The sequence below is a fragment of the Pedobacter sp. V48 genome, from assembly GCF_000523515.1.
Lineage (GTDB): Bacteria > Bacteroidota > Bacteroidia > Sphingobacteriales > Sphingobacteriaceae > Pedobacter.
This window is the reverse complement of record NZ_AWRU01000004.1, coordinates 30,396-57,157: the sequence shown is the minus strand read 5'-3', so window position 1 is coordinate 57,157 and position 26,762 is coordinate 30,396. Positions and strand designations below refer to the sequence as shown.

18 protein-coding genes and 2 pseudogenes are annotated in these 26,762 nt (G+C 38.7%); 11 read left to right on the top strand and 9 right to left on the bottom strand.

Translation table 11 applies throughout. The features are described 5' to 3' along the window. Positions 1–161: 161 nt before the first annotated feature. From N824_RS03320 to kbl, 6 genes are all read right to left on the bottom strand, one after another. On the bottom strand, positions 162–569 hold the full coding sequence (locus N824_RS03320; RefSeq protein WP_048903729.1) for a hypothetical protein: 408 nt from the start codon (positions 567–569) through the stop codon (positions 162–164). Position 570: 1 nt separating this feature from the next. Then, positions 571–2,040 carry a 23S rRNA (uracil(1939)-C(5))-methyltransferase RlmD gene (rlmD, locus tag N824_RS03315; protein ID WP_048903728.1) on the bottom strand — a complete coding sequence of 490 codons (1,470 nt, stop codon included), beginning with the start codon at positions 2,038–2,040 and terminating at the stop codon, positions 571–573. A 92-nt stretch (positions 2,041–2,132) separates the two neighbouring features. Then, positions 2,133–2,243 (bottom strand): hypothetical protein, encoded by a 111-nt coding sequence (locus tag N824_RS03310; protein ID WP_048903727.1) that lies wholly within the window; start codon positions 2,241–2,243, stop codon positions 2,133–2,135. An 82-nt stretch (positions 2,244–2,325) separates the two neighbouring features. Then, positions 2,326–2,901, bottom strand: coding sequence for a TetR/AcrR family transcriptional regulator (locus tag N824_RS03305; protein WP_048903726.1), 576 nt, complete (start codon positions 2,899–2,901; stop codon positions 2,326–2,328). A 409-nt stretch (positions 2,902–3,310) separates the two neighbouring features. Next, on the bottom strand, positions 3,311–4,348 hold the full coding sequence (gene pheS, locus N824_RS03295; protein WP_048903724.1) for a phenylalanine--tRNA ligase subunit alpha: 1,038 nt from the start codon (positions 4,346–4,348) through the stop codon (positions 3,311–3,313). 104 nt (positions 4,349–4,452) lie between these two features. Continuing rightward, a complete protein-coding gene (gene kbl, locus N824_RS03290; protein WP_048903723.1) occupies positions 4,453–5,640 on the bottom strand; it encodes a glycine C-acetyltransferase in 1,188 nt (395 codons plus the stop codon). Between the two features lie 142 nt (positions 5,641–5,782). Between kbl and N824_RS03285 the strand changes: the two are divergent. Beyond that, positions 5,783–8,230, top strand: a pseudogene (locus tag N824_RS03285) (DUF5686 and carboxypeptidase regulatory-like domain-containing protein). A 4-nt stretch (positions 8,231–8,234) separates the two neighbouring features. Here the strand turns inward: N824_RS03285 and N824_RS03280 are convergent. The 3 genes from N824_RS03280 to N824_RS03270 all read right to left on the bottom strand — a co-directional run bounded on the left by N824_RS03280 (position 8,235) and on the right by N824_RS03270 (position 10,758). Beyond that, a complete protein-coding gene (locus tag N824_RS03280; protein WP_048903721.1) occupies positions 8,235–8,882 on the bottom strand; it encodes a hypothetical protein in 648 nt (215 codons plus the stop codon). Between the two features lie 12 nt (positions 8,883–8,894). Further along, positions 8,895–9,401, bottom strand: a complete 507-nt coding sequence (locus N824_RS03275) for an RNA polymerase sigma factor (protein ID WP_048903720.1) — start codon at positions 9,399–9,401, stop codon at positions 8,895–8,897. Between the two features lie 175 nt (positions 9,402–9,576). Continuing rightward, positions 9,577–10,758, bottom strand: a complete 1,182-nt coding sequence (locus N824_RS03270; RefSeq protein ID WP_373419276.1) for an aminopeptidase C — start codon at positions 10,756–10,758, stop codon at positions 9,577–9,579. Between the two features lie 317 nt (positions 10,759–11,075). On the opposite strand from N824_RS03270, the gene N824_RS03265 reads away from it, so the two are divergent. From N824_RS03265 to N824_RS03225, 10 genes and pseudogenes are all read left to right on the top strand, one after another. Beyond that, on the top strand, positions 11,076–12,023 hold the full coding sequence (locus N824_RS03265) for a rhodanese-related sulfurtransferase (RefSeq protein WP_048903718.1): 948 nt from the start codon (positions 11,076–11,078) through the stop codon (positions 12,021–12,023). 6 nt (positions 12,024–12,029) lie between these two features. Further along, on the top strand, positions 12,030–14,921 hold the full coding sequence (locus tag N824_RS03260; protein ID WP_048903717.1) for a triple tyrosine motif-containing protein: 2,892 nt from the start codon (positions 12,030–12,032) through the stop codon (positions 14,919–14,921). 249 nt (positions 14,922–15,170) lie between these two features. Then, complete coding sequence (locus N824_RS34005) at positions 15,171–15,563, top strand: carboxypeptidase-like regulatory domain-containing protein (protein ID WP_235206979.1); 393 nt, start codon at positions 15,171–15,173, stop codon at positions 15,561–15,563. After that, positions 15,529–18,189 (top strand): annotated as a pseudogene (locus N824_RS03255) (SusC/RagA family TonB-linked outer membrane protein). Before N824_RS34005 ends, N824_RS03255 begins: the two are co-directional and overlap by 35 nt. Before the next feature lie 12 nt (positions 18,190–18,201). Next, complete coding sequence (locus N824_RS03250) at positions 18,202–19,683, top strand: RagB/SusD family nutrient uptake outer membrane protein (RefSeq protein WP_048903716.1); 1,482 nt, start codon at positions 18,202–18,204, stop codon at positions 19,681–19,683. Positions 19,684–19,739: 56 nt separating this feature from the next. Then, entirely contained in the window at positions 19,740–21,092 is a 1,353-nt protein-coding gene (locus N824_RS03245) for a glucoamylase family protein (RefSeq protein WP_052334046.1), read from the top strand. Positions 21,093–21,095: 3 nt separating this feature from the next. Next, a complete protein-coding gene (locus N824_RS03240; RefSeq protein ID WP_048903758.1) occupies positions 21,096–22,844 on the top strand; it encodes a family 43 glycosylhydrolase in 1,749 nt (582 codons plus the stop codon). Positions 22,845–22,858: 14 nt separating this feature from the next. Then, entirely contained in the window at positions 22,859–23,521 is a 663-nt protein-coding gene (locus N824_RS03235) for a GDSL-type esterase/lipase family protein (protein ID WP_084498168.1), read from the top strand. Between the two features lie 8 nt (positions 23,522–23,529). Beyond that, positions 23,530–25,827 (top strand): beta-glucosidase BglX, encoded by a 2,298-nt coding sequence (bglX, locus tag N824_RS03230; protein ID WP_052334045.1) that lies wholly within the window; start codon positions 23,530–23,532, stop codon positions 25,825–25,827. A gap of 134 nt (positions 25,828–25,961) precedes the next feature. Further along, complete coding sequence (locus N824_RS03225) at positions 25,962–26,747, top strand: alpha/beta hydrolase-fold protein (protein ID WP_048903714.1); 786 nt, start codon at positions 25,962–25,964, stop codon at positions 26,745–26,747. Positions 26,748–26,762: the final 15 nt, after the last annotated feature.

The following is a 26,762-nucleotide window of genomic DNA, read 5'->3' as shown; positions in this document are numbered from 1 at the left end:
GCATTAGAGGCAAGTGCCAGTGGAGGTAGTGATATAAACTACAAAGGAAGTGCATCAGTAAAAAACAACTCCAGCAAAAGCGGAGATGTAAACCGATTAAAATAAAGTTTAGTTTTAGTTTTTAGTTATTCCTGCCAAACGGATGTATGGCAGGAATTTTTTTATCCTTTATTTTTATAAGGATAATAAATAAAGTTAGCCCCTTCAGGTACAATCACAAAAACGCACATAAAGTCTTCAGGCTTTTTGTAGCTTTTCAAAAACAATGCTTTTTTATCCGGTTGGATTATACCTTTTTCTACAAACTCTTCGAAAGTAGAGGCCTGTATAGTCCATTCGGTATTTAATTCCTTTCTATCCAAAATTACCTCTCCAATACTTACAACGTATTGGTGGGCTATAAAAATGGGATTAGCAGAGATTCCTTCCAACATTATTTCTACTGCAATCTCCTTAATAGAATCAGCATATAAATCTAAATCCTTTTCAAGGCTTACCAAAGGGCTTTGCTTTTTCTCTTCTGCTTTTCCGCCTTCTGGTTCCTGTGGCAATAATTCTTCTATATCCATCTTAATTATTCTCTAAAGTATCTTCCGATGTGCTACCTACAAATTTTAATAACACTACATTTTCAACGTGCTGCGTGTGCGGGAACATATCAACAGGTTTAATACGAACTACCTCATATTTTTCTTTTAACAGTGCTAAGTCTCTCGCCTGGGTAGCTGCATTACAACTCACATAAACAATTTTCTCGGCTTCCATTTCAAGCAGTCTTTCCACTACATCGACATGCATTCCTGCTCTTGGAGGATCTGTAATTACCACATCGGGCTTACCATGACTTGCAATAAAGTCCCTTGTCAGGATATCCTTCATATCGCCTGCGTAAAAAATAGTATTATCTATTTTATTAAGCTCCGAATTAAACTTGGCATCTTCAATAGCTGTTGGCACATATTCAATTCCAACTACCTGTTTTACACTTCTTGCTACAAAATTAGCAATAGTACCAGCTCCGGTATACAGATCGTAAACAAGTTCATCACCAGTAAAACCTGCAAACTCTTTGGTAATTTTATACAACTCATGCGCCTGATCAGAATTGGTCTGGTAAAAAGACTTAGCTCCAATTTTAAACTTCAAGCCATCCATTTCCTCAAAAATATGGTCTCTACCTGCATAAGTAATTACCTCCTGATCAAAAATAGTATCATTCTTTTTTTGGTTCAGAATGTAAAGCAACGAGGTGATCTCCGGGAAATTCACTTTCAAATACTCCATCAACCCATCTACCTGCTCCTGTTCTGCATAAGCAAAAACAACCACTACCATTACCTCACCTGTAGATGAAGTACGTATAATCAGGTTTCTTAAATTACCTTCATGGTTGCGCAGATCATAAAAAGTTAACCCGTTTTCCAAAGCATATGCCCTAACACTATTCCTTAATGTATTAGAAGGCTCAGCCTGCAGATAGCAATGCTGGATGTCCAGAATCTTATCAAACCTTAGCGGAACGTGAAAACCAAGCGCATTCATTTCCAAATCCTCATTCGGGCCGCTTAAATCCTCTGGCCTATCTGCCATATCTTGCTTATTCAACCAGCGTTTATTAGAAAACGTGTATTCAAGCTTATTGCGATAGTATTTATTTTCTGCAGAACCCAAAATTGGCTCCATTGCAGAGGTATCAATTTTTGCAAGACGCTGTAAAGCAGCCTCTACATTTTTATGTTTAAATCTTAATTGAGCATCATAGCCCATGTGTTGCCATTTACAACCACCGCAGGTGCCAAAGTGCTGGCAAAAAGGGTCAACTCTTAGATCAGAAGCCTTATTTAAGCTTTCAATGACTGCTTCGGCAAAATTTTTCTTTTTCTTTACTATCCGAACATCAACCACATCGCCCGGCACGGCTTTATCCACAAATATAACTAGCTCATCTGCTTTGCCAACTCCTTTGCCCTCTTCGGCAATGTCAATAATATTTAGATTAGGGATGATGGTTACCGTTCCGGCTTTTCTATTTCTACTCATTATGCCGCAAAATTAGATAAAATTTCAGACATACTAATCTCCGTAAGGCATTCAAAATACCTTTAAAAGAAAAGAAAATGCAATATCAAACTCTACTTGCCAAAAACTTTAAGGATTAAACCGAAAAAGCCCTCAACCATGTTAAAGCTCATATCAAACTTCTCATCAACCATTATCGAAATCTCTAAAACCTCTTTACTCATAATATATTGACGTATGCAGCCAAATATAGATGTTTTTATACCGAATACCAAAACGGTACATGTTAAGATTTTGTAAAGAAACCTACAAAGCAGCTTTTACCAGGAAGGGAAGAAGTTCTTTTTGAAAGCTCACAAAGTTCTTGCGTACGTCGGAATCACTCACAGAAGTAAAGGCGAATGAGAATACAATGCTCTTGCTTGCTTTTAATAAAAATGCCAGGCCTTCCTTACGAGATGGGTTATTTTTAAAATGGTCGAGCTCTAAATAAGCAGAAAGCAATAGAGACTCTAACTGATCAGATAAATGCTTTAAAAAATCTTGCGAGTTTGCATTTTCCCTAACAAAATCCCAACCAATAAACTCATTACAAACAGTATAAGTAAGTCTGCATGTTTTCATTACGAGCGCCTTAAGGTGCTCTTCTTCATCAGCAAACTGAGCTTTATTTTTTAAAATTTCATGAAGGTTCAGGTCCAGATAATTCATCAGGATAGCATCCAGAATCTGCTCTTTGCTTTCAAAATACTTATATATAGTTGCTTTAGCTATTCTAGCTTTTCTGGCAATCTCATTAACACTTGTTTTATGATAGCCGTACTTTCTGAATAGCTCTTTTGCAGACCTGATTATACTTTCCTTTATTTTCTCTGGTTCCATTAGTTACTTACGTTTATAGTCAGGCCACCACGAAGTGACGTAGTATAAGATTTTAAATTACGTACAGCTGGTGCTTTTTGTGGAGTTCCGTCAAGCAGCAAAAATTTAGCTCCTGTACACGGATCAGTASYTSYRATYYYAGNCKAGTCCGGAACAACTGCACAGCCACCATTTTGAGGGTTTACCGAACTAGCCCTGTCAAAGGCTCTGTAACCACCAGCAATCGCAACTATCATCAGGCCTTTAACACCCTGATTATCGACGAGCAATACGTTGTTCTTGGCTTTAATCTTAAATTCCTGAACGGTCACATTATATTCCACAAAGACATTAGGAATCATTTCACTTTCCTTGCCACATCCCCAAAAAGCGATCACCAACAGAAATAATCCGACTAATTTTTTAATCATTATATTAATGACGTTTTATATTGCTTTAAAAAGCGAGCATCATTTTCAGAAAATAAACGCAAATCTTTGATTTCGAATTTCAGGTTGGCAATACGTTCAATCCCCATTCCGAATGCAAATCCGCTATATTTCTTGCTGTCGATATTACAATTTTCCAAAACGTTAGGATCAACCATGCCACATCCTAAAATTTCAACCCAGCCGCTATACTTACACATCTGACAGCCTGCGCCTTTACAGATTGTACAAGAAATATCCATTTCAGCTGATGGCTCTGTAAAAGGGAAATAAGAAGGGCGGAAACGAACTTTTGTGCCTTCCCCATAAAGTTCCTGTACAAAATAGAACAGTGTTTGCTTTAAATCTGCAAATGAAACATTCTCATCAATATACAAACCTTCTACCTGGTGGAAAAAGCAATGTGCCCTCGCAGAAATGGCCTCATTACGATAAACACGACCCGGCATAATTGCTCTGAATGGTGGCTTACCGGCCTCCATCATCCTGACCTGAACAGAAGAAGTGTGCGTACGTAAAGCGATATCTCCTTTTTCGCCTCCCTTTTTTATGAAGAAAGTATCCTGCATATCTCTTGCCGGATGTTCTTCCGGGAAGTTTAAAGCAGAGAAATTGTGCCAGTCGTCCTCAATCTCCGGGCCTTCTGCTACAATAAAACCCAGTTTATTAAAAATCGCTATGATTTCTCTTCTAACCAAAGCCAATGGATGGCGGGCTCCGACTTCAAACCCTTCACCTGGTAAAGTTAAATCTATATCAGCACTTGCTGAAACTTCTGCTACCCCACCCTGATCTTTCAGTGTCTGATATTTTGCTTCTGCAAGTTGTTTAAATTCATTTAAAACCTTGCCCAGAGTTCTCTTTTCTTCTGGTGAAACGGCCTTAAATTCATCGAAAATATCTTTGATAATTCCTTTAGTACCAAGGAATTTAATACGAAATTGTTCTAATTCATCTGCTTTATCAGTCGAAAAAGCATTTATTTCTGCTGTATACTGTGTTATCTTGTCTTGTAACATGGCGACAAATATACAGCTATTTATGCAATATATTTATAATGGCTGAGTCCAAAAATCATCATGAAGCATCACTCCATAAAGAAAATAGACTCAGCCGCTTAGTTTTATATTACACCTAAGGCTTTACCAACTTTAGTAAATGCTGCTATAGCTTTATCTAAATGGTGCTGCTCATGAGCCGCAGATAATTGCACGCGGATTCTAGCTTTGCCTTGTCCCACCACCGGATAATAGAACCCAATTACATAAATACCTTCCTCAAGCATTTTAGCCGCAAATTCCTGAGCAAGCTTAGCATCATAAAGCATAACCGGAACAATCGGATGTACGCCCTCTTTAATGTCAAAACCAGCTTCAGTCATTTTTGTACGGAAGTAAGTAGTATTACGTTCCAGTTTATCTCTCAAGTCAGTAGTTTCACTTAAAAGGTCCAGAACCGCTACAGATGCTCCTGTAATTGCAGGGGCAAGTGTATTTGAGAATAAATACGGGCGAGATCTTTGGCGTAACATGTCAATAATTTCTTTCTTACCGGAAGTAAACCCTCCAGATGCACCGCCAAGCGCTTTACCTAAGGTACCTGTAATAATGTCAACCCTATCTATCACATTGAAATGCTCATGAGTACCACGACCTGTTTTACCCATAAAACCAGTACAATGCGACTCATCAATCATTACAAGTGCTTCATATTTATCTGCTAAATCACAAATTTTATCTAGGGGAGCCACAACTCCATCCATAGAAAAAGCTCCATCGGTAACAATAATGCGATGTCTGGAATCCTTTGCAGCAATTAATTGCTGTTCCAAATCTGCCATATCCGCATTTTTATATCTAAAGCGTTTAGCTTTACACAAGCGCACCCCGTCGATAATAGAAGCATGGTTTAATTCATCAGAAATAATAGCGTCCTGATCATTAAACAATGGTTCAAAAACACCACCGTTAGCATCAAATGCAGCCGCATATAAAATTGTATCTTCTGTACCTAAAAATTTGGAAAGCTTTGCTTCCAATTCTTTATGGACATCTTGAGTACCACATATAAAACGTACCGACGACATTCCATAACCATATTTATCTATAGCTTTCTTTGCCGCTTCAATAACTGCCGGATGAGACGATAGTCCCAAATAATTATTTGCACAAAAGTTGATCACCTCCTGCCCAGTGCTGATCTTAATATCGGCTCCCTGAGGGGTTACAATGATACGTTCACGTTTAAATAAACCGTCTTTTTCTATTTGCTCCAGTTCCTGTTCTAGAACGGGTTTTAAAGTTTTGTACATATTTATAATAATTAGTGCAACCAAAGTTATAAAAATATCGTCTTGTGGTGGTAAAGCAATTAAACGATGGTTGCAAACTTTAACACAAAAAATCTGTTTAGTATTCACAACTAATCCGATATTTAAGCCTTAAACCCATTTAATGAAGAAGATTTTTTTAACGCTATTTCTTTTTATAAGCACCCTTAGCCTATCAGCACAGCAGCTTAAACTTGGTGGCACCATAAAAGACACAGAGGGACAACCTGTACCATTCGCTTCTGTTTACATAAAAAATACAACTATTGGAACTTCTGCCAATGTGGATGGTATTTATTCGCTAAGCGTTGAAAAGGGAACTTTTACCATTATTTACAAAGCAATTGGTTATAAAGCATTAGAGAAAGAAATCACCATTAATGATAACCTGACGGAAGATGTAGTAATCACACCAGAAACCTATACCTTGGCTGGAGTGACCATAGATGGTAATGCAGAAGACCCCGCTTACGAAATCATCAGACAGGCCATTAAAAAAAGAAAAGAACACCTTACCGAAGTAAAGGCTTATAAAGCTGACGTATATATTAAGGGGGTACAAAAACTTGTAGGGGCACCCAAAAAGTTTTTCGGAAAAGACATTCAAAAAACACTTGATCTGGATACCAACAGAAAAGGCATTTTATATTTATCAGAGTCAACCTCTACATTTTCATATGAGCGCCCCAATAAGATTCACGAAGAAATGGTGTCTTCAAAAATTGCTGGCCGCAACAATGCCTTTAGTTTCAATAAAGCATCAGACCTGATCATAAATTTTTACGACAACATTTTATTAGAAGATAAACTAAGTGCCCGTGGCTTTGTATCGCCAATTTCCGACAATGCCTTTCTCTATTACAGATACAAATTGATAGGCGTTTCTACAGAAAACGGAGCAACAGTTAACAAAATCCAGATTATTCCCCGCCGGGAACACGATCCTGTTTTCAGAGGAACTATATATATTACAGACGACAGCTGGCACCTTGTTAACGCCGACGTGTACCTAACCAGCAACTCAGGCATCAACCTTCTTGATACTTTAAATATCTCGCAACAGTTTATTAAAACCGAGAACACTTATATGCCATCGAACATCAATTTCCAATTTAACGGTAATGTGTTTGGCTTTAAGTTCGAGGGTTATTATGTTGGGGTTTACAGCAATTACAATCTCCATCCAAACTTTCCCAAGAACTATTTCAATGGCGAAATTCTCAAAATAACCAAAGCGGTTAATAAAAAAGATTCGCTGTTTTGGCTTAGTAACAGACCAATTCCTCTTACAAAGGAAGAAAGCCGGGATTATGTAAGAAAAGATAGCATCGCTGCGCTTAAAGTGTCAAAGCATTACCTTGATTCATTAGAACGGGAAAACAACAAACTTGGAATTGTTAAGGCCGTTATAACAGGATACACTATAAATAACAGGTACGCTCAGAAGTATTATAGTTTTGACCCGATATATCGTTCTATATTTTATAACACCGTTGAAGGTTTCGCGCTTAAATACGGAGTAACGTATGTGAAACGACTTCAGGACAGCCGCTATTACAGCATCCGACCGGAGGTGAGATACGGATTTTCCAATAAAACCCTAACCGGAAACCTATCGGCAAATTATTATTACAACCCTGTAAAACGTGCAAACATTAGCATCAGTGCAGGTTCCGGTATTTACGACTTAAATAATCTGGGAACAATGAGTCTTTTGGGCAACTCCATTAACTCTTTATTTTTCGAAACCAACTTTTCTAAATTCTATAAAAAGGAATTTGCGAACATTGGTACAACAAGAGAGTTAGCCAACGGGCTTCAGGCATCACTTAATGCCGACTACTCCCGCAACACTAATCTTGTAAACACAACAACCTTCAAAATAAAGGATTTAAAAGGCGAAACTTTTACATCTAACAATCCTTTTACCCCTGATACAGAAACACCATTGTTTCCAACATATAAATCATTAGCAATTACAGCATCATTAAATTACACCATTGATCAGCAATATATAACCCGCCCCGATGGTAAATTTTATCAGGGATCAAAATATCCGGTAATTAACCTTACCTACAAAAAAGGCATAAAGGGATTATTTAATAGCGATGTAGATTACGATCTGGTATCCCTAGAAGTTTCCCAAAACCGAATTAGTGCTGGTTTATGGGGTTATTCATCATTCGTTGTTGGTGCTGGCAAATTCATCAACAASAAWANGRTMKRMWATCCTGAGGCAAAACATTTCAGAGGTAACAACTCTTTACTTGGGCTTCCGAATTTAAGAAAGTTCTTATTCCTTGATTTCTATCTTTTCAGTACAGATCGTCAATATCTTGAGGCACATTTTGAACACAATTTCTCTGGTCTTTTAACAAATAAAGTTCCGCTGCTGCGTAAATTGAAGCTGGAAGAACTTATTGGGGTTAACTATTTGAGTCAGCCGGTAAAAAGAAATTACACAGAGTTTTATTTCGGCTTACAAAGATTGATTTTCAAAGCCACATATGGCTTTGCTTATGATGGCAACAAAAGGGTAAATCATGGGTTTAGGTTGTATTATGGGTTCTAATACGTTATGATCGTTCGGTTTTATATTCCTCTATTTCATTAAGGAATTCCATTGCTTTGGTTAAGGTTTTACCACCAAAGCTCTCCAAAGCAGCTTTAACCCACTTAATGTGCCTATTTTTATAAGTCAATTTTTTGAATAAGAATATTGAGATAAAGGTAAAAAACGAAACAATTACGACCTGTATTAACCAAAAACCTATACCGGCATTTGCAACAAGATCGTTATTATACCAAAAGGTACAGTAAAACGGAGCCTGTAAAACCAATATTCTGCCAACATTGGTAAACGAAGACTGGATTTCGGTTATTTTTCTCTGAGATTCGGTAACACTGTCATCAATATTTACTTGAGCAAGCATTACAAGATGCCTGATGTAGGCAGCCGTGGCAAATACATTAAACAATATGATAAAGCCTACAGATATCACAAAGTACATGTTGTGCAAAGTATTGACCAGCAAAAACACTAAAAAAGCAATCCATATTACACCGAGAATTACTCCCGTTACCTGATTTCTGCGAAAAGAACGAAGCTTATGTTCAGCTTTCTGGGTTTGCAGTTCTTTTATCACTTTTAAATTAAGTGCCAATGATCTTTCCAGCTTTGCGTCATAGCTACTCCACAGTTGTTTTATATCCAGTTCTTCCATGTCTCCCGGTTATTAATTGTTACTAATCCTTAAAAATCTTTGCTTTAACTTCTCTTTAATCCTATTTACTTTGGTGCCGATGTTTGTTTCCGATAGTCCAAGAATCTCTGCCATTTCCTTTTGGGTCTTTTCTTCCAGGTAAAGCAGCATCAATGCTCTATCGAGCTCTTTTAGCTCATTAATAAACTGTTGCAGCAGTTTTAAATTGGCCTCATTATCAATTGGCACATCATCCTCTATAAACTCAATTACATTTTCGGAAATGGGGCTTATTAATGCCGTTTTCTTTCTTTCCTTTCTGTATGAGGTAATGGCAACATTTAAAGCAACACGATACATCCATGTAGTGAATTTGCTTTTGTTGTCATAACCCGGAAACGAGCGCCACAACTGAAATATAATTTCCTGAACCAGATCTTTTCTATCCTCCTCATCCCTGTTAAAAGAATTGGCTATTTTGTAAATTATCCCCTTGTTCCGCTCAATTACTGATACAAACTGCTCCTTCTGAGTATCCATTTTAATGCATATGCTTTGAATAAAGTTATACTTTTTTAACCCACTCAATTATTCGTTCTAAGGATTGAAATGTCACAGCTTGATTAAAATAAAAAGAGATGCATCATTAAGATTCAAAAAAAAGGCCTGCAATCACGATTGATGATGCAGGCCTTTTAAACAAAGTCTTTTGCTGTTATATGTCCAGCTTTTTACGGATATCTGAAGGGACACCTTTTTTATGCAATAAAAACGCTGTGGTTTTATATTTCACAAAGTTTTTGGTTACATATAAATAGCCATTGTAATCGTTAGTAGCACCCCAAGAGTTTTTAACGATGTAATATTCTTTACCGTTCTGATCTTTAGCTAAGCCTGTGATCTGCATACCATGATCATCAGTAGTTTGATAATCATCAAATGCTGCCTGACGTAAATCAACAGTGATTTCTTTTTCAGCTTTGGGGCCGCTGAACATTGCTTTTTTCTCTTCGTCGGTCATGCTGTCAAAATTCTTTTCAGGAACATAAGCCACACCGTTTTTCCAGCTAAAGCCTTTTTCACTAACATCAGTTGCCCATGCAACGCTATAACCACCTTTTAAGGCATTATCAATAATTTTAGTGATGTCATCCATTTGCACATTATATACCTGATCGTATGACCAGTTATCAGGCACCATCAAAACTGCTTTTTTATAATAAGGAGCGGTATTGAAAGATGAAAGCTCAACATAGTCTTCAGGATTAATACCTACAACCTCTTTAGCAAAAGTTTTAGGGGTGTACTCTTTTCCTTCGTAAGTGAATTTTTCTGGGACAGCACCCATGCAAGAATCGATAGTCGCGATGTATTTAGTTTTCCAATTAGGATCAAGTTTACCATCTGGTGCCTTTACTGCATTTTCTAGAATGGATTTTGTAAGGCCATTCATTCTATCTGAGGAACCAGGAGCGCCATAATCATTACCACTATAAACTTCCTGAGGTAAGGCACCATACTTAGCAAACATATTAATTACATCATGGCAAGCACCTCCGTCTCCTAATGTTAAGGCACCATGCATACGCACATAGTTAATTCCTTTTTCAACATAAGCATTACGAGCGGTAAATAAATCTGCAAGATCTACAGGTTTTTTACCCATTCTAATCATTTCCGACTCTAAAAAAGAGTTGGTGCTGTAACTCCAGCAAGTACCAGATGATTTTTGATTTTTAACAGAAGTAGCTTCAGTATTGATAACCGGAGTAAATTTAAAGCTGGTTGCGCTGTTTTCGCTTTGGTTGTTTTTTAATGAATTTACAAGGTTGTCTTGCGCAAATCCAACAGTTGATCCAAGTAGCAGACTTGCCGTCAGCCACAATGATCTCATCATAGTGTTAGTCATTTTTATAAATAATAAGTTAGTTTTATTTGTGTTTTTAAATAACGCATACAAACTTAACAATAATCTAACTAAGGTGGTAGGTTTACAAGAATGTTACAAATATCCCTGTCATTTCTAGACCTATTGTTGGTATGGCGTTGTTAGGACCTCGGTAGGGCAATTAACCCTAACAAGGCCCTAACAACGCCCTGGCACCCCTTTAATACCTACCTGAAAACCATAAAACACAGCACCATAAAAAATCACTTATTTTTTTCTTAACTTTGCACCGCATTAAACGCCGTTTGCATCGGTATCAATGAATTATGAAAAAATTCCAGACACTACTTTACTATTGCTATAGTCACATAGCTGAGGCAGAACAATTTGCTGCTGATCATCTTACATTTTGCAAATCTTTAAATCTTGTTGGCCGCATCATTGTTGCTAATGAGGGTTTAAACGGTACCGTTTCGGGAACAAAAGAATCCTGCGAAGCCTACATGGCAGCTATAAAAGCTGATGAGCGATTTGCAAAAACYGMTYTTMMRATCNNTKANGYTGAAGAGCCTTCATTCATCAAAATGCACTGTCGTTACAAAGCCGAAATTGTACACTCAGGATTGAGAGACCCACATATCATAGACCCAAACCGGCAAACCGGCAAACACCTGGAGCCTGCTGATTTTCAGAAAATGATAGATCAGGAAGATGTGGTAATACTTGATGTGCGTTCAAACTATGAACACAATTTAGGGAAATTTAAAAATGCGGTAACCCTGGATATTGAGAATTTCAGAGATTTTCCTGATAAAATAAATGAGCTTGCTAAGTACAAGGACAAAAAAGTACTTACCTACTGCACAGGTGGCATAAAATGCGAAAAAGCATCGGCTTTGCTATTACATCATGGATTTAATGATGTTTACCAACTACATGGCGGGATCATTAAGTATGGTAAAGAAGCCGGAGGTGAAGATTTTGAAGGTAAATGCTACGTTTTTGACAACCGTATTGCGGTTGACGTAAACACAGTAAATCCAACAATAGTCTCTAAATGTTATAATTGTGGCAAAACCACTCCAAAAATGATCAATTGCGCCAATCCGGAATGCAATGAGCATGTCACACAATGTGATGAATGCGGAGAGGCTCTACAAGGGTGCTGCTCAGTTGAGTGTACTACAAATCCTCGTAAGCGCCCTTATGACGGAACAGGATATTACGTAAAAGTACCACAGCAGGTAAACGTTTCAAGTAAACAACTATCTTAGCTGTTGATGAGCAACGGACCCTTTAAATACTTTATATTTTTAATCTTTTGTTTTGTATCTGTTTCTGCTCTGGCAGACGATATCAAAAGTATTGGGGTTCCTTACATTCAAAATTATCCTAAATCAGTCTACCTTTCCGGTAACCAGAACTGGTCTATTGCCAAAGGCAAAAATGGCATTATGTATTTTGGGAATACCCAGGGCCTGTTAACTTACGATGGCAAGTACTGGCAACAATATGAAATGCCAAACCGCCAGATTGTTCGCTCGGTAGCTACCGACGATAACGGTATAATTTATACCGGGAGCTTTGGTGAATTCGGGTATTGGAAAATAGACCATAAGCGTTTAAAATATACTTCCCTCATCAACCTTATTCCGAAGGAACATAAAATGACCGATGAGATCTGGAAAATCTATGTAGATGGTAAACGAGTTATTTTCCAGTCTTTTTCGAGCATATATATTTACAATGACAAGAAAATAAGCGTTGTAAAAATACCTGCCTTCTTTCTGTTCCTTCATAAAGTAGATAAACGTTTCATTATTGAAGCTTTAGGAAAAGGCCTGTTTGAGCTAAGTGGCGATAAACTTGTCCCTCTTAAAAATATTGGCCCGCCACTACCCGGAAGCGTACTTTCGATCCTTCCTTATAAAAACGGCAGTTTTTTAATTGGCACCAGCAAAGATGGTTTGTTTCTATATGATGGCGAAAAATATACTCCCTTTAATACGCCAGCAAACACTTTCCTGCAAACCTATCAATTAAATAACGGGGTTAAAGTATTAGGAAAATACTATGCCTACGGCACAATTTTAAACGGTTTGATTATTATTGATGAGGATGGAAACATTGTACAAAGGATTAACAAATCAAGTGGTTTACAGAACAATACGGTACTTAGTATTTATGCAGATGACGATCAGAACCTATGGACTGGGCTGGATAACGGTATAGACCGCATAGAATTAAACTCTCCGCTTTACTTTTATTTTGATAAGACAGGCCTTTTTGGCACTGTATATTCAAGTATTATTTATAAGAACATCATTTATTTAGGAACCAACCAGGGTCTTTTTTATAGTCCATGGGTAGGTGGTAAAGACAACACCTTCAGTTCTTTTGATTTTAAGCTGATACCCAAATCGCAGGGACAGGTCTGGGACCTGAGGATGATTGATGGACAGCTTCTTTGCGGTCATAACGATGGTACTTTTAGCGTTACCGGAAACACAATTGAAAAAGTTACCGGTATAAGCGGAGGCTGGGTAATTAAGAAACTGAACGATAATTACCTAATTCAAGGTACTTATAATGGCCTGGTGCTATTCAAAAAGGATCCCGTTGGCCAGTGGAAATTTGATTCCAAAATTAAAGGTTTCGATGAGCCATCAAGATATGTAGAACAGGACTCTAAAGGTGACATCTGGGTGAGCCATGCTTACAGAGGGCTATACAAATTGGTATTAAGTCCTGATTTTAAAACAGTCACAAACGTTAAGTATTACGACGAGCGCAATGGGTTGCCAAGTACATATGGCATTAACCTCTTCACCCTCGAAAATAAACTGATCTATTCTTCCAACGAGGGCTTTTTAACCTACGATGAGATCAGCAACAACTTTAGCAAGTATACGACTCTGAATAAGGAACTTGGGTCTTTTTCTCAATCCAATAAGATCATTAAAGCAGACTATAAGAAATATTGGTTTATTAACCACGGTAAAATGGCGCTGATCAACTTTTCTCAGCCGGGAAAGATAGAAATAGATTCTAACCGTTTCAGTGTTTTAGATGGCAGAATGGTTCAGTACTATGAAAACATCAGTAAAATCAGCGATCATATTTATCTGATCAGTGTGGACGATGGATTTGTGATTTACAATGAATTGGATTCGCTAAAGCGCAAAAAAGTAGCACTCCCATCTGTTTTGATTAGAAAAATAGAAGATATTACAGACACTTACTCTATTATTAGTGAGGTTGGAAATACAGATTCGGAAATTGAAATACCTTTCAGCAGAAACAACATCAGGATTTCGTACGCGCTTCCTTATTACAGACAAAGCAGTATCAAGTTCCAGTATTTCCTGAAGGGCTATTCTAAACAATGGTCTGACTGGAGTTCTGCTTCGCAAAAAGATTTTACGAACCTTAGTGCAGGAACCTACACCTTCCTGGTTAGAGCGAAGATTAATGATGAGACCATAAGCAAGGATACAGAGTTTGAATTTACTATCCTGCCTCCTTTTTATGCCAGTAACTGGGCTTTCGTTTTATACCTGATTGGCATAGTCTTTTTTCTTATCGCTTCTAAGCGCTTTTACGAAAGAAAGCTGATGAAAGATCAGCAAGCCATTTCCGATAAGTTGCAAGTGGAAAAAGAGGAATTCCTTAAAAAAGAAGCAGAAGCAACTGAAAGACAAATCATCAAATTACAAACAGAGAAGCTGCAGGTTGAACTTGCAGGTAAGAACAGGGAACTTGCAAACTCAGCCATGAGTTTGGTTTACAAAAATGAGTTGCTGCAAAAACTAAGTCAGGAGATGCTGAAGCTTAAAGATTCAAGCGGAAAACCTTTGGCAGAAGAACAGCTCAGAAAAATCCAAAAAGTAATTGATGAAGGCATGAACGATGAGCGCGACTGGAATTTATTCGAGAGCAGTTTTAACGAGGCCCATGAGAGCTTCTTCAAAAAGCTTAAAGCCAATCACCCGGATCTTGTGCCTAATGATTTAAAACTTTGTGCATACCTGCACATGAATATGAGTAGTAAAGAAATGGCATCTTTGCTGAACATTTCGTTAAGGGGTGTGGAAATCCGCCGCTACAGACTTCGTAAAAAGCTTGATGTACCCCACGACAAGAACCTTGTGGAGTTTCTAATGGAGCTATAGCACTACATCATTACCTCTCATACCTCTTTTTTTAAGATTGATTTTATAAAATTCTTTTGGCCCCGTGGTGTAGGTCTAAATTTTGTTATGTCGGCATAGAACACTGTTTTTAGCGAAACAAGACGCCAATTTTGATTGTTTGAGAAAGTATAGGTTTCCATGATGATGTATTAATGTTGAGGCGTTTTATTTGTTTTAACTCAAATACTCTCGGAGATTTATACAACTAACAACTAAATTTTAAACAGCATGAAAAGAATCTTTACAAAACTTTCTGTTTTAACTTTTTTATGTTTTCTTTTTATCAACGCAGCTTCTGCGCAAGATATTACTATACGAGGTGTAGTAAGTGACGGTGCAGATAAAACCACCCTTCCAGGTGTAAGCGTTTTAGTAAAGGGAACACAAATTGGGACACAAACAGATGCAACAGGAAAATACGCAATAAGTGCTCCGGCCAATGCGACTCTTGTATTCTCTTACATTGGATATAATCCAACAGAGATGCAAGTGAACAACAGAACAGTAATCAACGTGGAACTTGCCTCATCCTCGCAACAATTAGAGCAAGTTGTAGTAGTAGGTTATGGTACACAGAAAAAAATTGATGTWRCYRNGATCTGTCGGCAATGTAAAAGGTGAGGATATCGCTAAGCAAGCTTCGGTAAATCCAGTGAGCTCATTACAAGGTAAGGTAGCAGGTGTAAACATTACCAATGTGGGTGCACCTGGTGGAACTCCGCAACTAACCATACGTGGTACAAGTACAATTTATGGCAAAACCGGAGCTTTATATGTAGTAGACGGAGTTTGGTATGATGATATTAACTTTCTTAATCCTGCAGACATTGCTGATATAAGTATCCTGAAGGATGCCTCGGCACAGTCTATTTTCGGTATACGCGGTGCCAATGGGGTGGTACTGGTAACTACTACCAAGGGCAAAAACGGAGATCCCGTTATTAACTACAACGGATCTGTAGGATTCCAAAGGGTTACCAATAAAGTGGAAATGGCCAATGCTTCGGAGTATGCAACAGCAGTTAATGAGGCGTATGCGCTTCTAGGTCAACCAGCATTATTTGCTAGCACTGATCTTGGTAAAGGAACCGACTGGTATGGTCTGATGTTAAGAGACGCGATGGTGACTAATCATCAGATCTCTATTAATGGTGGTACTGAAAAATCAACTTACAACCTTTCCCTTGGATACCTTAATCAAGATGGTATTGTAAAAAATAACAACTATCAGCGTTACACGGCAAGGTTATCCAATGATATCCAGATTTTTCAAGCGTTGAAAATCGGATATAATGTGACCGCCACCTCCAGCAAATCTAAGGATGCACCAACCGCACTATTCAGAGGACTTTATGCAGCTTCTCCCGTAGTGCCTGTATTTAATCCTGATGGTTCTTACGGCGATCCTAATGATTTTAATTTAGGAAACGGCAGTAACATAAACCCTCAGGTAACAATGGATTTCTTTAACCAAAGAACAACCAAATATAAAGTTACAGGAAACGTGTTTGCTGAGTTGAAACTATTAAAAGACTTTACCTTTAAAACCAGTGTGGGTGGCGATTTTGGTCAGGACGAGGTAAGGGGCTATATACCAAAATACGAAGCTACTACTGCACAGAACAATACGATCAGTAAGCTAAACATAGACAGGGTTGAAAACAGAAACTGGATCATAGAAAATACATTAACTTATGATAAACAATGGGATGACCATAGGTTAACGGTACTTGCCGGACAAACCGCACAACGCGTAAAAGCATACAAAACCTTTGCTGAAGCTCAGAATGTGCCTTACAGCTCAGAAAGCGACCTATATCTGGCACTTGGCGACGCCGCGTCACGATCTATTCGGGATGAAGGTGAGCTCAGTACCTTTTCTTCGTATTTTGCAAGAGTAAACTATGCCTACAAGAACAAATACCTATTGAATGCTTCCTTCAGGAGGGACGGCGCTTCTCAATTCTATGGCTTTGACTCAAATCCATGGGGTAACTTCCCTTCTATCGGTGCAGGCTGGGTAATCACCAATGAAGATTTCATGAAAGATCAGAAGGTGTTTAGTAATTTAAAACTTCGTGGAAGCTGGGGTAAGGTAGGGAATGCCGGAGTACCTTTCAATCCTTCTACGCTAACTGTTGACCAAAGTGCAGCATTGGTTGCTTTTTTTGGTGGCAACCCTCAAACTGGGGCCAGTATCAGATCAATTGTTCCCCCTTCATTACTTTGGGAACGTAGTGCCGGAACAAACGTAGGTCTGGAAATGGGTTTTATGGAAAACCGATTGAAAATAGAGACCGATTACTACACACGAAAAACTGAACAGGCCATTTTTAATATTCCAATTCTTGGAAGTTTAGGAACGATAAACAGCACTATCTTAGGTAACCAGGCTGATATCAAAAATAGTGGAATTGAATTTGTAACTACATGGGCAGACAAAACTCAAGGCGGATTAACATACACAATTAGTGCGAATCTGGGTATTAATAATAATAAAGTATTGAATGTAAGTTCAGGAGACAATCCGGTTTATCAAGGCGGAGCAGGGCTAACCAGTGGTTACAGATCTACAAGAACAGTTAACAACAGASCTANWRSTKAGNKMTTWGGMTNANYCANRYYSTANSTSKKTWYCWRTCANYCRANRGWRSYKKCWKWATNKAMWRWCMRTAAATTTTCAATAGGTGACTTCAAATTTGCGGACATTAATAATGACGGCACTATTGATGACAGAGACCGAGTAGTGTTGGGTAATCCTAATCCTAAATTTAGCTACGGGATAAATACCAATTTTGCTTACAAAAACTTTGATCTTACCGTGGACATTCAAGGTGTTGCCGGAGTAGATGTGTTAAATGCCAATCTGGCTAACCGCTTTGGTAATGAGAATTATACCAAAGATTTTTTTGACCACCGTTGGACTGGTCCGGGATCATCTAACACTTATCCATCAGCAAATCTTGCTAATGAGCTTAACAAGGCTCCCAGCTCTTTTTATGTGGAAAGTGGTGATTATATCCGCTTGAGAAACATACAGCTGGGCTATACCCTACCTCAATCTTTAACCACTAAGTGGAAAGCAAGGAGCCTGAGGGTCTTTATAAATGCACAAAATGCGGTAAACCTATTTGGTTATAAAGGATTCAGTCCTGAGGTAGGCGGCACCCCTACAAACGCAGGAATAGACACCAACGTCTATCCATTATTTGCTACTTATAATTTCGGTGTTAACTTAACATTCTAACTGACTTTGAATATGAAAACACATATAAATATACAGTCCTGCTTTGCAGCGGCAGCTTTAAGTGTAATGCTGTTTACGGCCTCCTGTAAAAAAGAATTCCTAAATGTTCCGCCACAGGCTCAGCAGCCAGCAGTTCAATTCTGGAAAACATCAGAGGATGCTCTAAAAGGAGTAAATGCAATGTATGCACAATTGCGTAGCTGGAATAGCGTAGCTTTCAATGCCCTAGTTATAGAAAGCACCGGCTCTGATGAAGCCGATAAAGGAAGCACACCTACTGACGCGACCTTCTTTAATCTTTACGATAATTTTACGGTAACCTCTACACAAGGCTCTTTACAGGATTTCTGGACCGGTCAGTATCAAAACATCAATCTATGCAATCAGGTATTAGATAATGTGCCAAACATAGAAATGGACGCTAACTTAAAAGGACGTTACCTGGCCGAAGCTAAATTTATACGGGCATACTCCTATTTCAGACTTGTTCGCGCCTATGGAAATGTGGTTTTAAGGATTCATGTTCCTAAAGATGCTACAGAGTACAACATACCTCAATCCACCAAAGAAGAGGTATATGCCCAAATCGAAAAAGATTTGACAGAAGCAGCTGCAGTTCTGCCCACTACTTACGGGGCAACCGAGCTTGGCCGAGCAACAAAGGGTGCTGCCTTAGGAATGATGGCCAAAGCAGCCATGTACCAGCAAAAATGGGATCAGGTGTTATCGCTAACAAATCAAGTGATGGGATTAGGTTATGATCTTTTTCCAGATTTCGAAAAAGGATTCAGAACGGGAAACGAGAACAATGTTGAATCTCTGTTCGAGATCCAATGTGAATTGTTGCCTGGTAATTCAGCAGCATCAAACTCACAATACAGTCAGGTACAAGGTGTTGCCGGTGTTGCCGGGGGCGGATGGGGATTCAATACACCTTCAGAAGTTTTGGCTAATGCCTTTGAAACCGGCGATCCAAGAAGAGATGCAACCATTATTTTTAAAGGCGAGACAACTCCTCAGGGAGACGTGATTCCCAACACTGTACCGAATGAAAGATATAATCAAAAATCATATGTACCATTTGGGATGCGTGTATCCGGGTTTAATGAAGGTGCTCAGCAGAACATTCGTGTTCTGAGATTTGCAGACATACTGTTGATGAACGCAGAGGCCGCCAATGAACTTGGAAATCCGACACTTGCTAAAACATCATTAAATCGTGTAAGAAAACGTGCACGCGGAACTAATGCGGCGATCCTTCCAGACGTAACAACTAGCGACAAAACAGCATTAAAAGAAGCGATCTGGCACGAACGACAAGTGGAGCTGGCAATGGAAAGTGATCGTTACTTTGATGTAATTCGTCAGGGTCGTGCACTTCAAGTGTTTGGTCCAAAAGGATGGAAAGCTAATAAAAATGAAGTCTGGCCAATTCCTTCAACCGAGATAGATCAAAGTGGTGGTTTATTAAAGCAAAACCCCGGTTATAATTAATTCACTTTTAAAAGGTTGCTCCTGTTAAAGCAGCAACCTTTTTTAGTTACAAGCACATGATAAAAATCAGTCATTTTTCAATACTCCTAATATTTTCATTAGTTTTTGTTCTATTTACAAATCCTGTACTGGGGCAAAAAAAAAGCAATAAAATAACGGCTGACCTCTCCATTAAAAAAAACCTTACTGACGATCAGCTTCTTGATCTGGTACAAAAACAAACTTTCAGATACTTCTGGGATTTTGGACACCCTGTTAGCGGCATGGCACGCGAACGCAGTAACCGATCATTTGACTACGGCGATGAGGTAGTTACAACCGGCGGTACCGGCTTTGGCGTTATGGCTATGATAGTAGCCGCCGAGCGTAAATTCATTACCCGCGAACAAGCGGCTGAACGCACAAAAAAAATAGTAGACTTTTTATGGAAAGCAGATATGTTTCATGGCGCTTTCCCGCATTGGCTAAATGGCGAAACCGGAAAAGTAATCCGCTTTAGCCCAAAAGATGATGGTGCAGATATCGTTGAAACTTCTTTATTGTTTCAAGGTTTATTAACTGCCCGTCAGTATTATACTGCAGACAATCCTGTCGAAAACGACATCAGAAATAAAATATTATGGATGTGGGAAGGCATTGAATGGAACTGGTTCACTCAAAATCAAAATGTTCTTTACTGGCACTGGAGTCCAAACAACGGCTGGAGCATGAATCATCAGATTAAAGGATGGAACGAGTGTTTGATTACCTATGTGATGGCAGCGTCATCTCCCAAATTCCCTATCAACAAACGCGTTTACGACGATGGTTACGCAAATAACAACACCTTCTTCAATGGCCGTAAATTTAATGGCATTACGCTACCATTAGGCTTTGATTACGGAGGCCCGTTATTCTTTTCACATTACTCGTTCCTGGGTTTAGATCCACGTGGTTTAAAAGACAATAATGCGGATTATTGGGAGCAGAATAAAAATCATACACTCATTAATAGAGCTTACTGTATAGAAAACCCTAAGAAATACAAAGGCTACGGCGCGAATAGTTGGGGCTTAACCGCCAGTGATAGCTGGGGTGGTTACGCAGCCCACTCGCCAACAGAAGACCTTGGTGTAATTACACCAACTGCAGCTTTATCTGCCTTCCCTTATACCCCAGAATATTCAATGGAAGCGCTAAAACATTTTTATTATGATAAAGGCGACAAACTATGGAGCGAATATGGTTTTGTGGATGCTTTTAGCGAAGAAAAAAACTGGTATGCAAAATCTCACCTTGCCATAGATCAGGGGCCAATCATTGTTATGATTGAAAACTACCGCAGCGGCTTATTGTGGAAGTTATTTATGAGCAGCCCTGATGTCAAAAGAGGTCTTAAAACCTTAGGATTCACGAGTCCCAATTTGTAGATGATGACCAAGAAAATATATATTTCAATGTTGTTAATGCTTATTGTAAGCATGGGCGCATTTGCTCAAAAAAAACAACTTACTTATTGTAATCCAATTAATCTGGATTACGGTTATACTCCTATTCCTAATTTTGCGGAGCAAGGAAAACACAGGGCTACAGCCGATCCTGTTATTGTAACCTATAAAGGTGATTATTATTTGTTTTCTACCAATCAATGGGGTTATTGGTGGAGCAGTGATATGTATAACTGGAAATTCGTTTCTAAAAACTTTCTAAGACCGGAACATAAGGTTTATGACGATCTTTGTGCTCCATCGGTATGGGTGCAGGGGGATACGATGCTTGTTTTCGGCTCCACCTATTCTAAAAATTTCCCGATATGGATGAGCACAGATCCTAAAAACAATGAATGGAAAGAAGCTGTTCATGAATTTGAGATCGGAGGATGGGATCCCGCTCATTTTGTTGATGACGACGGCAAGCTATACATGTACAATGGTAGCAGCAATAGCTATCCCCTATATGGCATTGAGTTAAACCGAAAAACTTTTGAACCAATAGGCACCCGTAAAGAATTACTCCTTTTAAATCCGGAACGGTTTGGATGGCAGCGGTTTGGAGAATATTTGGACAACACCTTTTTAGATCCATTTATGGAGGGCGCCTGGGTAACAAAGCACAACAATAAGTACTACCTTCAGTATGGCGCACCAGGCACAGAATTTAGCGGCTATGCCGATGGTGTTGCTGTTGGGCCTACTCCTTTGGGACCATTTGAACATCAGTCTACTCCTTTTTCATGGAAACCAGGTGGCTTTGCCCGTGGTGCAGGCCATGGCGCTACCTATCAGGATAAATGGAAAAACTATTGGCATGTTTCTACTATAGCCATCTCCGTAAAAAACAACTTTGAACGCCGCCTTGGTATTTGGCCAGCTGGATTCGATAAGGATGATATAATGTATATGGATGCTGCCTTTGGTGATTATCCTCATTATTTACCCACTGAAGCTCAGGATCATTTAAAAAGCGGTTTTACCGGATGGATGTTGTTAAACTATAACAAGCCTGTAGCCGTATCGTCAACACTTGGATCGTACTATGCCAACAATGCTGTTGATGAAAGCATTAAAACTTATTGGAGTGCAAAAACAGGAAATAAAGGCGAATGGATTCAAACTGATCTTGGTGACGTATCGACAGTAAATGCGGTACAGATTAACTATGCAGATCAGGATGCCGAGTTCCTTGGCAAACGACAAGACATTTATCATCAATACAAGCTGTGGTATTCTGCAGATGGTGTGAAATGGAAAATCTTAAAGGATAAAAGCACAAATAAAACTGATGTTCCTCATGATTATGTTGAGCTTGAACAACCGGTTAAGGCACGGTTTATAAAACTGGAAAACATACACATGCCTACAGGAAAATTCGCTATTAGCGGCCTAAGGGTTTTTGGTAATGGCAATCAGTCGGCACCAAAAAGCGTAAAAGATTTTGTGGTGCTGAGAACCGAAAAAGACAAACGTAGCGCATGGTTAAAGTGGGCACCTATAGAAGATGCTTATGCTTACAACATCTACATAGGCACTGAACCCGACAAGTTGTACAACTGCATTATGGTGTATAATACTAATGAATACTGGTATAAAGGGATGGACAAAAATAAAACTTACTATTTTAGCATTGAAGCAATCAATGAGAGCGGTGTCTCTCAAAAAACAGAGGTTGCCAAAGTTAATTAGAAAAATAAAACATTATGAAACATCACTTCTATTTCCGTCTGGTTTTTGTATTACTGGTAAGTCTGTCTGTTAACTCATATTCGCAGGAGAAACCTTTTTGGAACGACATCCAAAAATTTAAACATCAGGACAGCATATCAATGCCTGCAAAAAACAAAGTTGTATTTGTGGGTAGTTCTTCCTTCACACGCTGGAATGACCTGGAGACAGTTTTTAAAGATTATCATGCCATTAACCGTGGTTTTGGAGGCTCAACACTTGAGCAGGCGAATGCGTATATCCACGAGCTTGTGTTCGCCTATCGGCCTAAGCAGGTTGTAATTTACAGTGGAGAAAATGACATTGCAACAGGTACAAGTGTTGAGCAAACCTACGACAGATTTGTAACGTTTTACAATAACCTCCGTAAAGGTCTTCCCAAAGCGAACATCGTCTATATTTCTATGAAGCAGAGTCCTTCAAGAATGAAATTTGCAGATAATGTGAACAAAGCAAACACCATGATAAAAGCGTACATGAGTAAGCAAAAAAATGCAATTTTTATTGATGTAAATGCTAAAATGCTAGACAGCAACGGCGCTCCAAGACCAGAGCTATTTGTAGAAGACATGCTACACATGAAGCCAGAAGGCTATGCCATCTGGATCAAAGAAATAACACCCTATTTAAAAAAATAACACAAAAAATGAAAATATCTCACTTACTATTCTTGTCTATGTTTTTCTGTATCGGTGCAACATTTGCGCAACAGAAAAAAAAAGTTCCTGCGGCTGATCAAAAGATGAATGCTTTTATCAGCAGTCTTTTATCTAAAATGACTTTAGATGAAAAGATAGGGCAACTCAACTTGCTAACCGGTGGCGAAGCAACTACAGGATCAGTAGTAAGTACAGATGTTGAAAGTAAGATCAAAAAAGGTCAGGTAGGTGGTATGTTTAGCTTTACAACACCTCAAAAAATCCGTAAGGCACAAGAGATTGCTGTAAATGAAAGCAGACTTAAAATCCCGATCATTTTTGGACAGGATGTAATTCATGGGTATAAAACCACCTTCCCTATCCCATTGGCCTTGTCTTGTACCTGGGATATGTCTCTTATACAGAAAACGGCACGTATAGCGGCTGTTGAAGCAACTGCTGATGGACTTAACTGGACTTTTTCTCCAATGGTTGATATCTCAAGAGACCCTAGGTGGGGAAGAATCTCTGAAGGATCGGGAGAGGATACTTATTTAGGCAGTCAAATTGCCAAAGCAATGATTAAAGGCTATCAGGGCGATGATCTTTCTAAATACAACACCATGATGGCTTGTGTTAAACACTTTGCACTATATGGCGCTGCAGAAGCTGGAAGAGATTACAACACTACAGATATGAGTCTGGACAGGATGTACAATGAATACCTTCCTCCATATAAAGCTGCTATCGATGCGGGAGCCGGAAGTGTAATGACGTCATTTAATGATATTAACGGTGTTCCTGCAACCGCGAACAAATGGTTAATGACAGATTTGCTACGTAAACAATGGGGTTTTAAAGGTTTCGTTGTTACTGATTACACCGCTGTGAACGAACTGATAGATCATGGTTTAGGTGATTTGCAGACGGTATCTGCCTTATCGTTAAATGCCGGAGTTGATATGGATATGGTGGGTGAAGGATTTTTAACCACACTAAAAAAATCGGTACAGCAAGGCAAAGTAAAAACACAGCAAATTGATAATGCCTGCCGCCTTGTGTTGGAGGCTAAATATAAGCTAGGGTTATTTGAGGATCCATATCGTTATTGCAATGAAGAACGTGCAAAAACTGAAATTCTTAAACCTGAACATTTACAATTTGCACGTGAAGCGGCAACTCAATCCTTCGTTTTGTTAAAAAATGACAAGCAGACATTACCACTTAAAAAAACGGGTACGGTTGCATTAATAGGTCCTTTGGCCAACACCGGATCCAATATGCCCGGTACTTGGAGCGTAAATAGTGATTTAGCCAGTACCTCTTCTCTTCTTGCAGGTATGAAAGCTACTTTAGGGTCAAGTGTTAAAGTATTACATAGCTTAGGTTCGAATTTATTGGCTGATGAAGCGTATCAAAAAAGAGCAACTATGTTTGCCCGTGATATTCCGAGAGACAACCGTCCTGAAGAAGAGGTGATCAAAGAAGCTGTAGACATTGCAAAACAATCCGATGTAGTTATTGCTGCTTTGGGAGAAGGTTCTGAAATGAGCGGTGAAAGCTCAAGCCGTACCAATCTGGAAATTCCTGAAGTTCAAAAACGTTTATTACAGGCCTTACTTAAAACTGGCAAACCAGTTGTTTTAGTTTTATTTAGCGGCAGGCCATTGGTTTTAAATTGGGAAAATGAGAATGTTCCGGCCATACTTAATGTTTGGTTTGGTGGTACAGAAGCTGCAAAAGCAATTACCGATGTATTATTTGGCGATGTAAATCCATCAGGAAAACTGACCACAACATTCCCACAAAATGTTGGTCAGATACCATTGTATTACAGTCATAAAAATACTGGTCGCCCATTAGAAGATGGCAAATGGTTTTCTAAATTCCGTTCTAATTACATTGATGTAAGTAATGATCCTTTGTATCCATTTGGATACGGATTAAGCTATACAACCTTTAATTATAGTGATATAAAACTAGACAAGGATAAGTTTAAATCCGGCGAAACGATCAATGCAAGTGTTATTGTAAAGAATACCGGATCAAGGGAAGGCAAGGAAGTAGTGCAGCTTTACATCAGAGATCTTATTGGGAGTTCTACCCGTCCTGTTAAAGAATTAAAACACTTTGAAAAAATTGATTTAAAAGCGGGAGAAAGCAAAACAGTTAATTTCAAAATCACTGTTGATGATTTAAAATTCTTTAACTCGGAACTTAAATATGTAGCGGAACCGGGAGATTTTAAAGTGTTCATTGGCACAAATTCAAGAGACGTTAAGACTAATCAGTTTACGTTGCTTTAGCGTGTTTAGGCTTGCAGTCATGCTATAGTGCACATCGTATTAATGAAATAGCCAACAATCTCCTATCGACAACGTTACCATCGCCCTATATCCCCTCATTTTTAAAAGATTACAATTTTGTTTAGTTTAGTAATATGAACAGGATTAAATTAACGGCTTTTATGGTCTTGCTATTAGGATTAAATGGTATGGCTCAAGACTTCAAGAAATATGATTCAGGCAATTTCATTGAAGGGAAAGACAGCATTTATTATAGGATTCTGTTTCCCGAAAATTTTGATGCACATCAAAAATATCCAATATTGTTCTTCTTACATGGAAGTGGAGAAAGAGGAAACGATAATGAGAAACAGCTTACTCATGGTGGCAAGTTGTTTTTAAAAGATAGTGTTCGTAAAAAATTTCCGGCAATAATTGTATTCCCACAATGTAGCAATGATAGCTTTTGGGCAAACGTCGAATTCAAAAATAATGAAGGTGGCAAACGGGAATTTAATTTCCAAACAGGAGGCAAACCCACCAAAGCAATGCATGCACTACTGGGTATGATAGATAATTTTTTGGATAAGCCCTTTGTGGATAAGAAAAAGGTTTACATAGGTGGTTTATCTATGGGAGGAATGGGCACTTATGAATTGTTACGGCGCAAGCGCAAGACATTTGCAGCTGCTTTTGCGATCTGTGGTGGCGATAACATTGCAAATGTTCAGAAGTACAAAAAGGTTCCGCTATGGATTTTTCATGGAGAAAAAGATGATGTAGTGCCTGTTGTACTTTMYACNAYSMWYTKCCGATCNNAGCTTAAAGTATTGGGAAAAACACCAAAAATAACGCTTTACCCCGAAGCCAATCACAACAGCTGGGATTCTGCCTTTGCAGAACCGGAACTGTTGCCATGGCTATTTTCTAATCAGAAATAATGGGTTTTATATGGC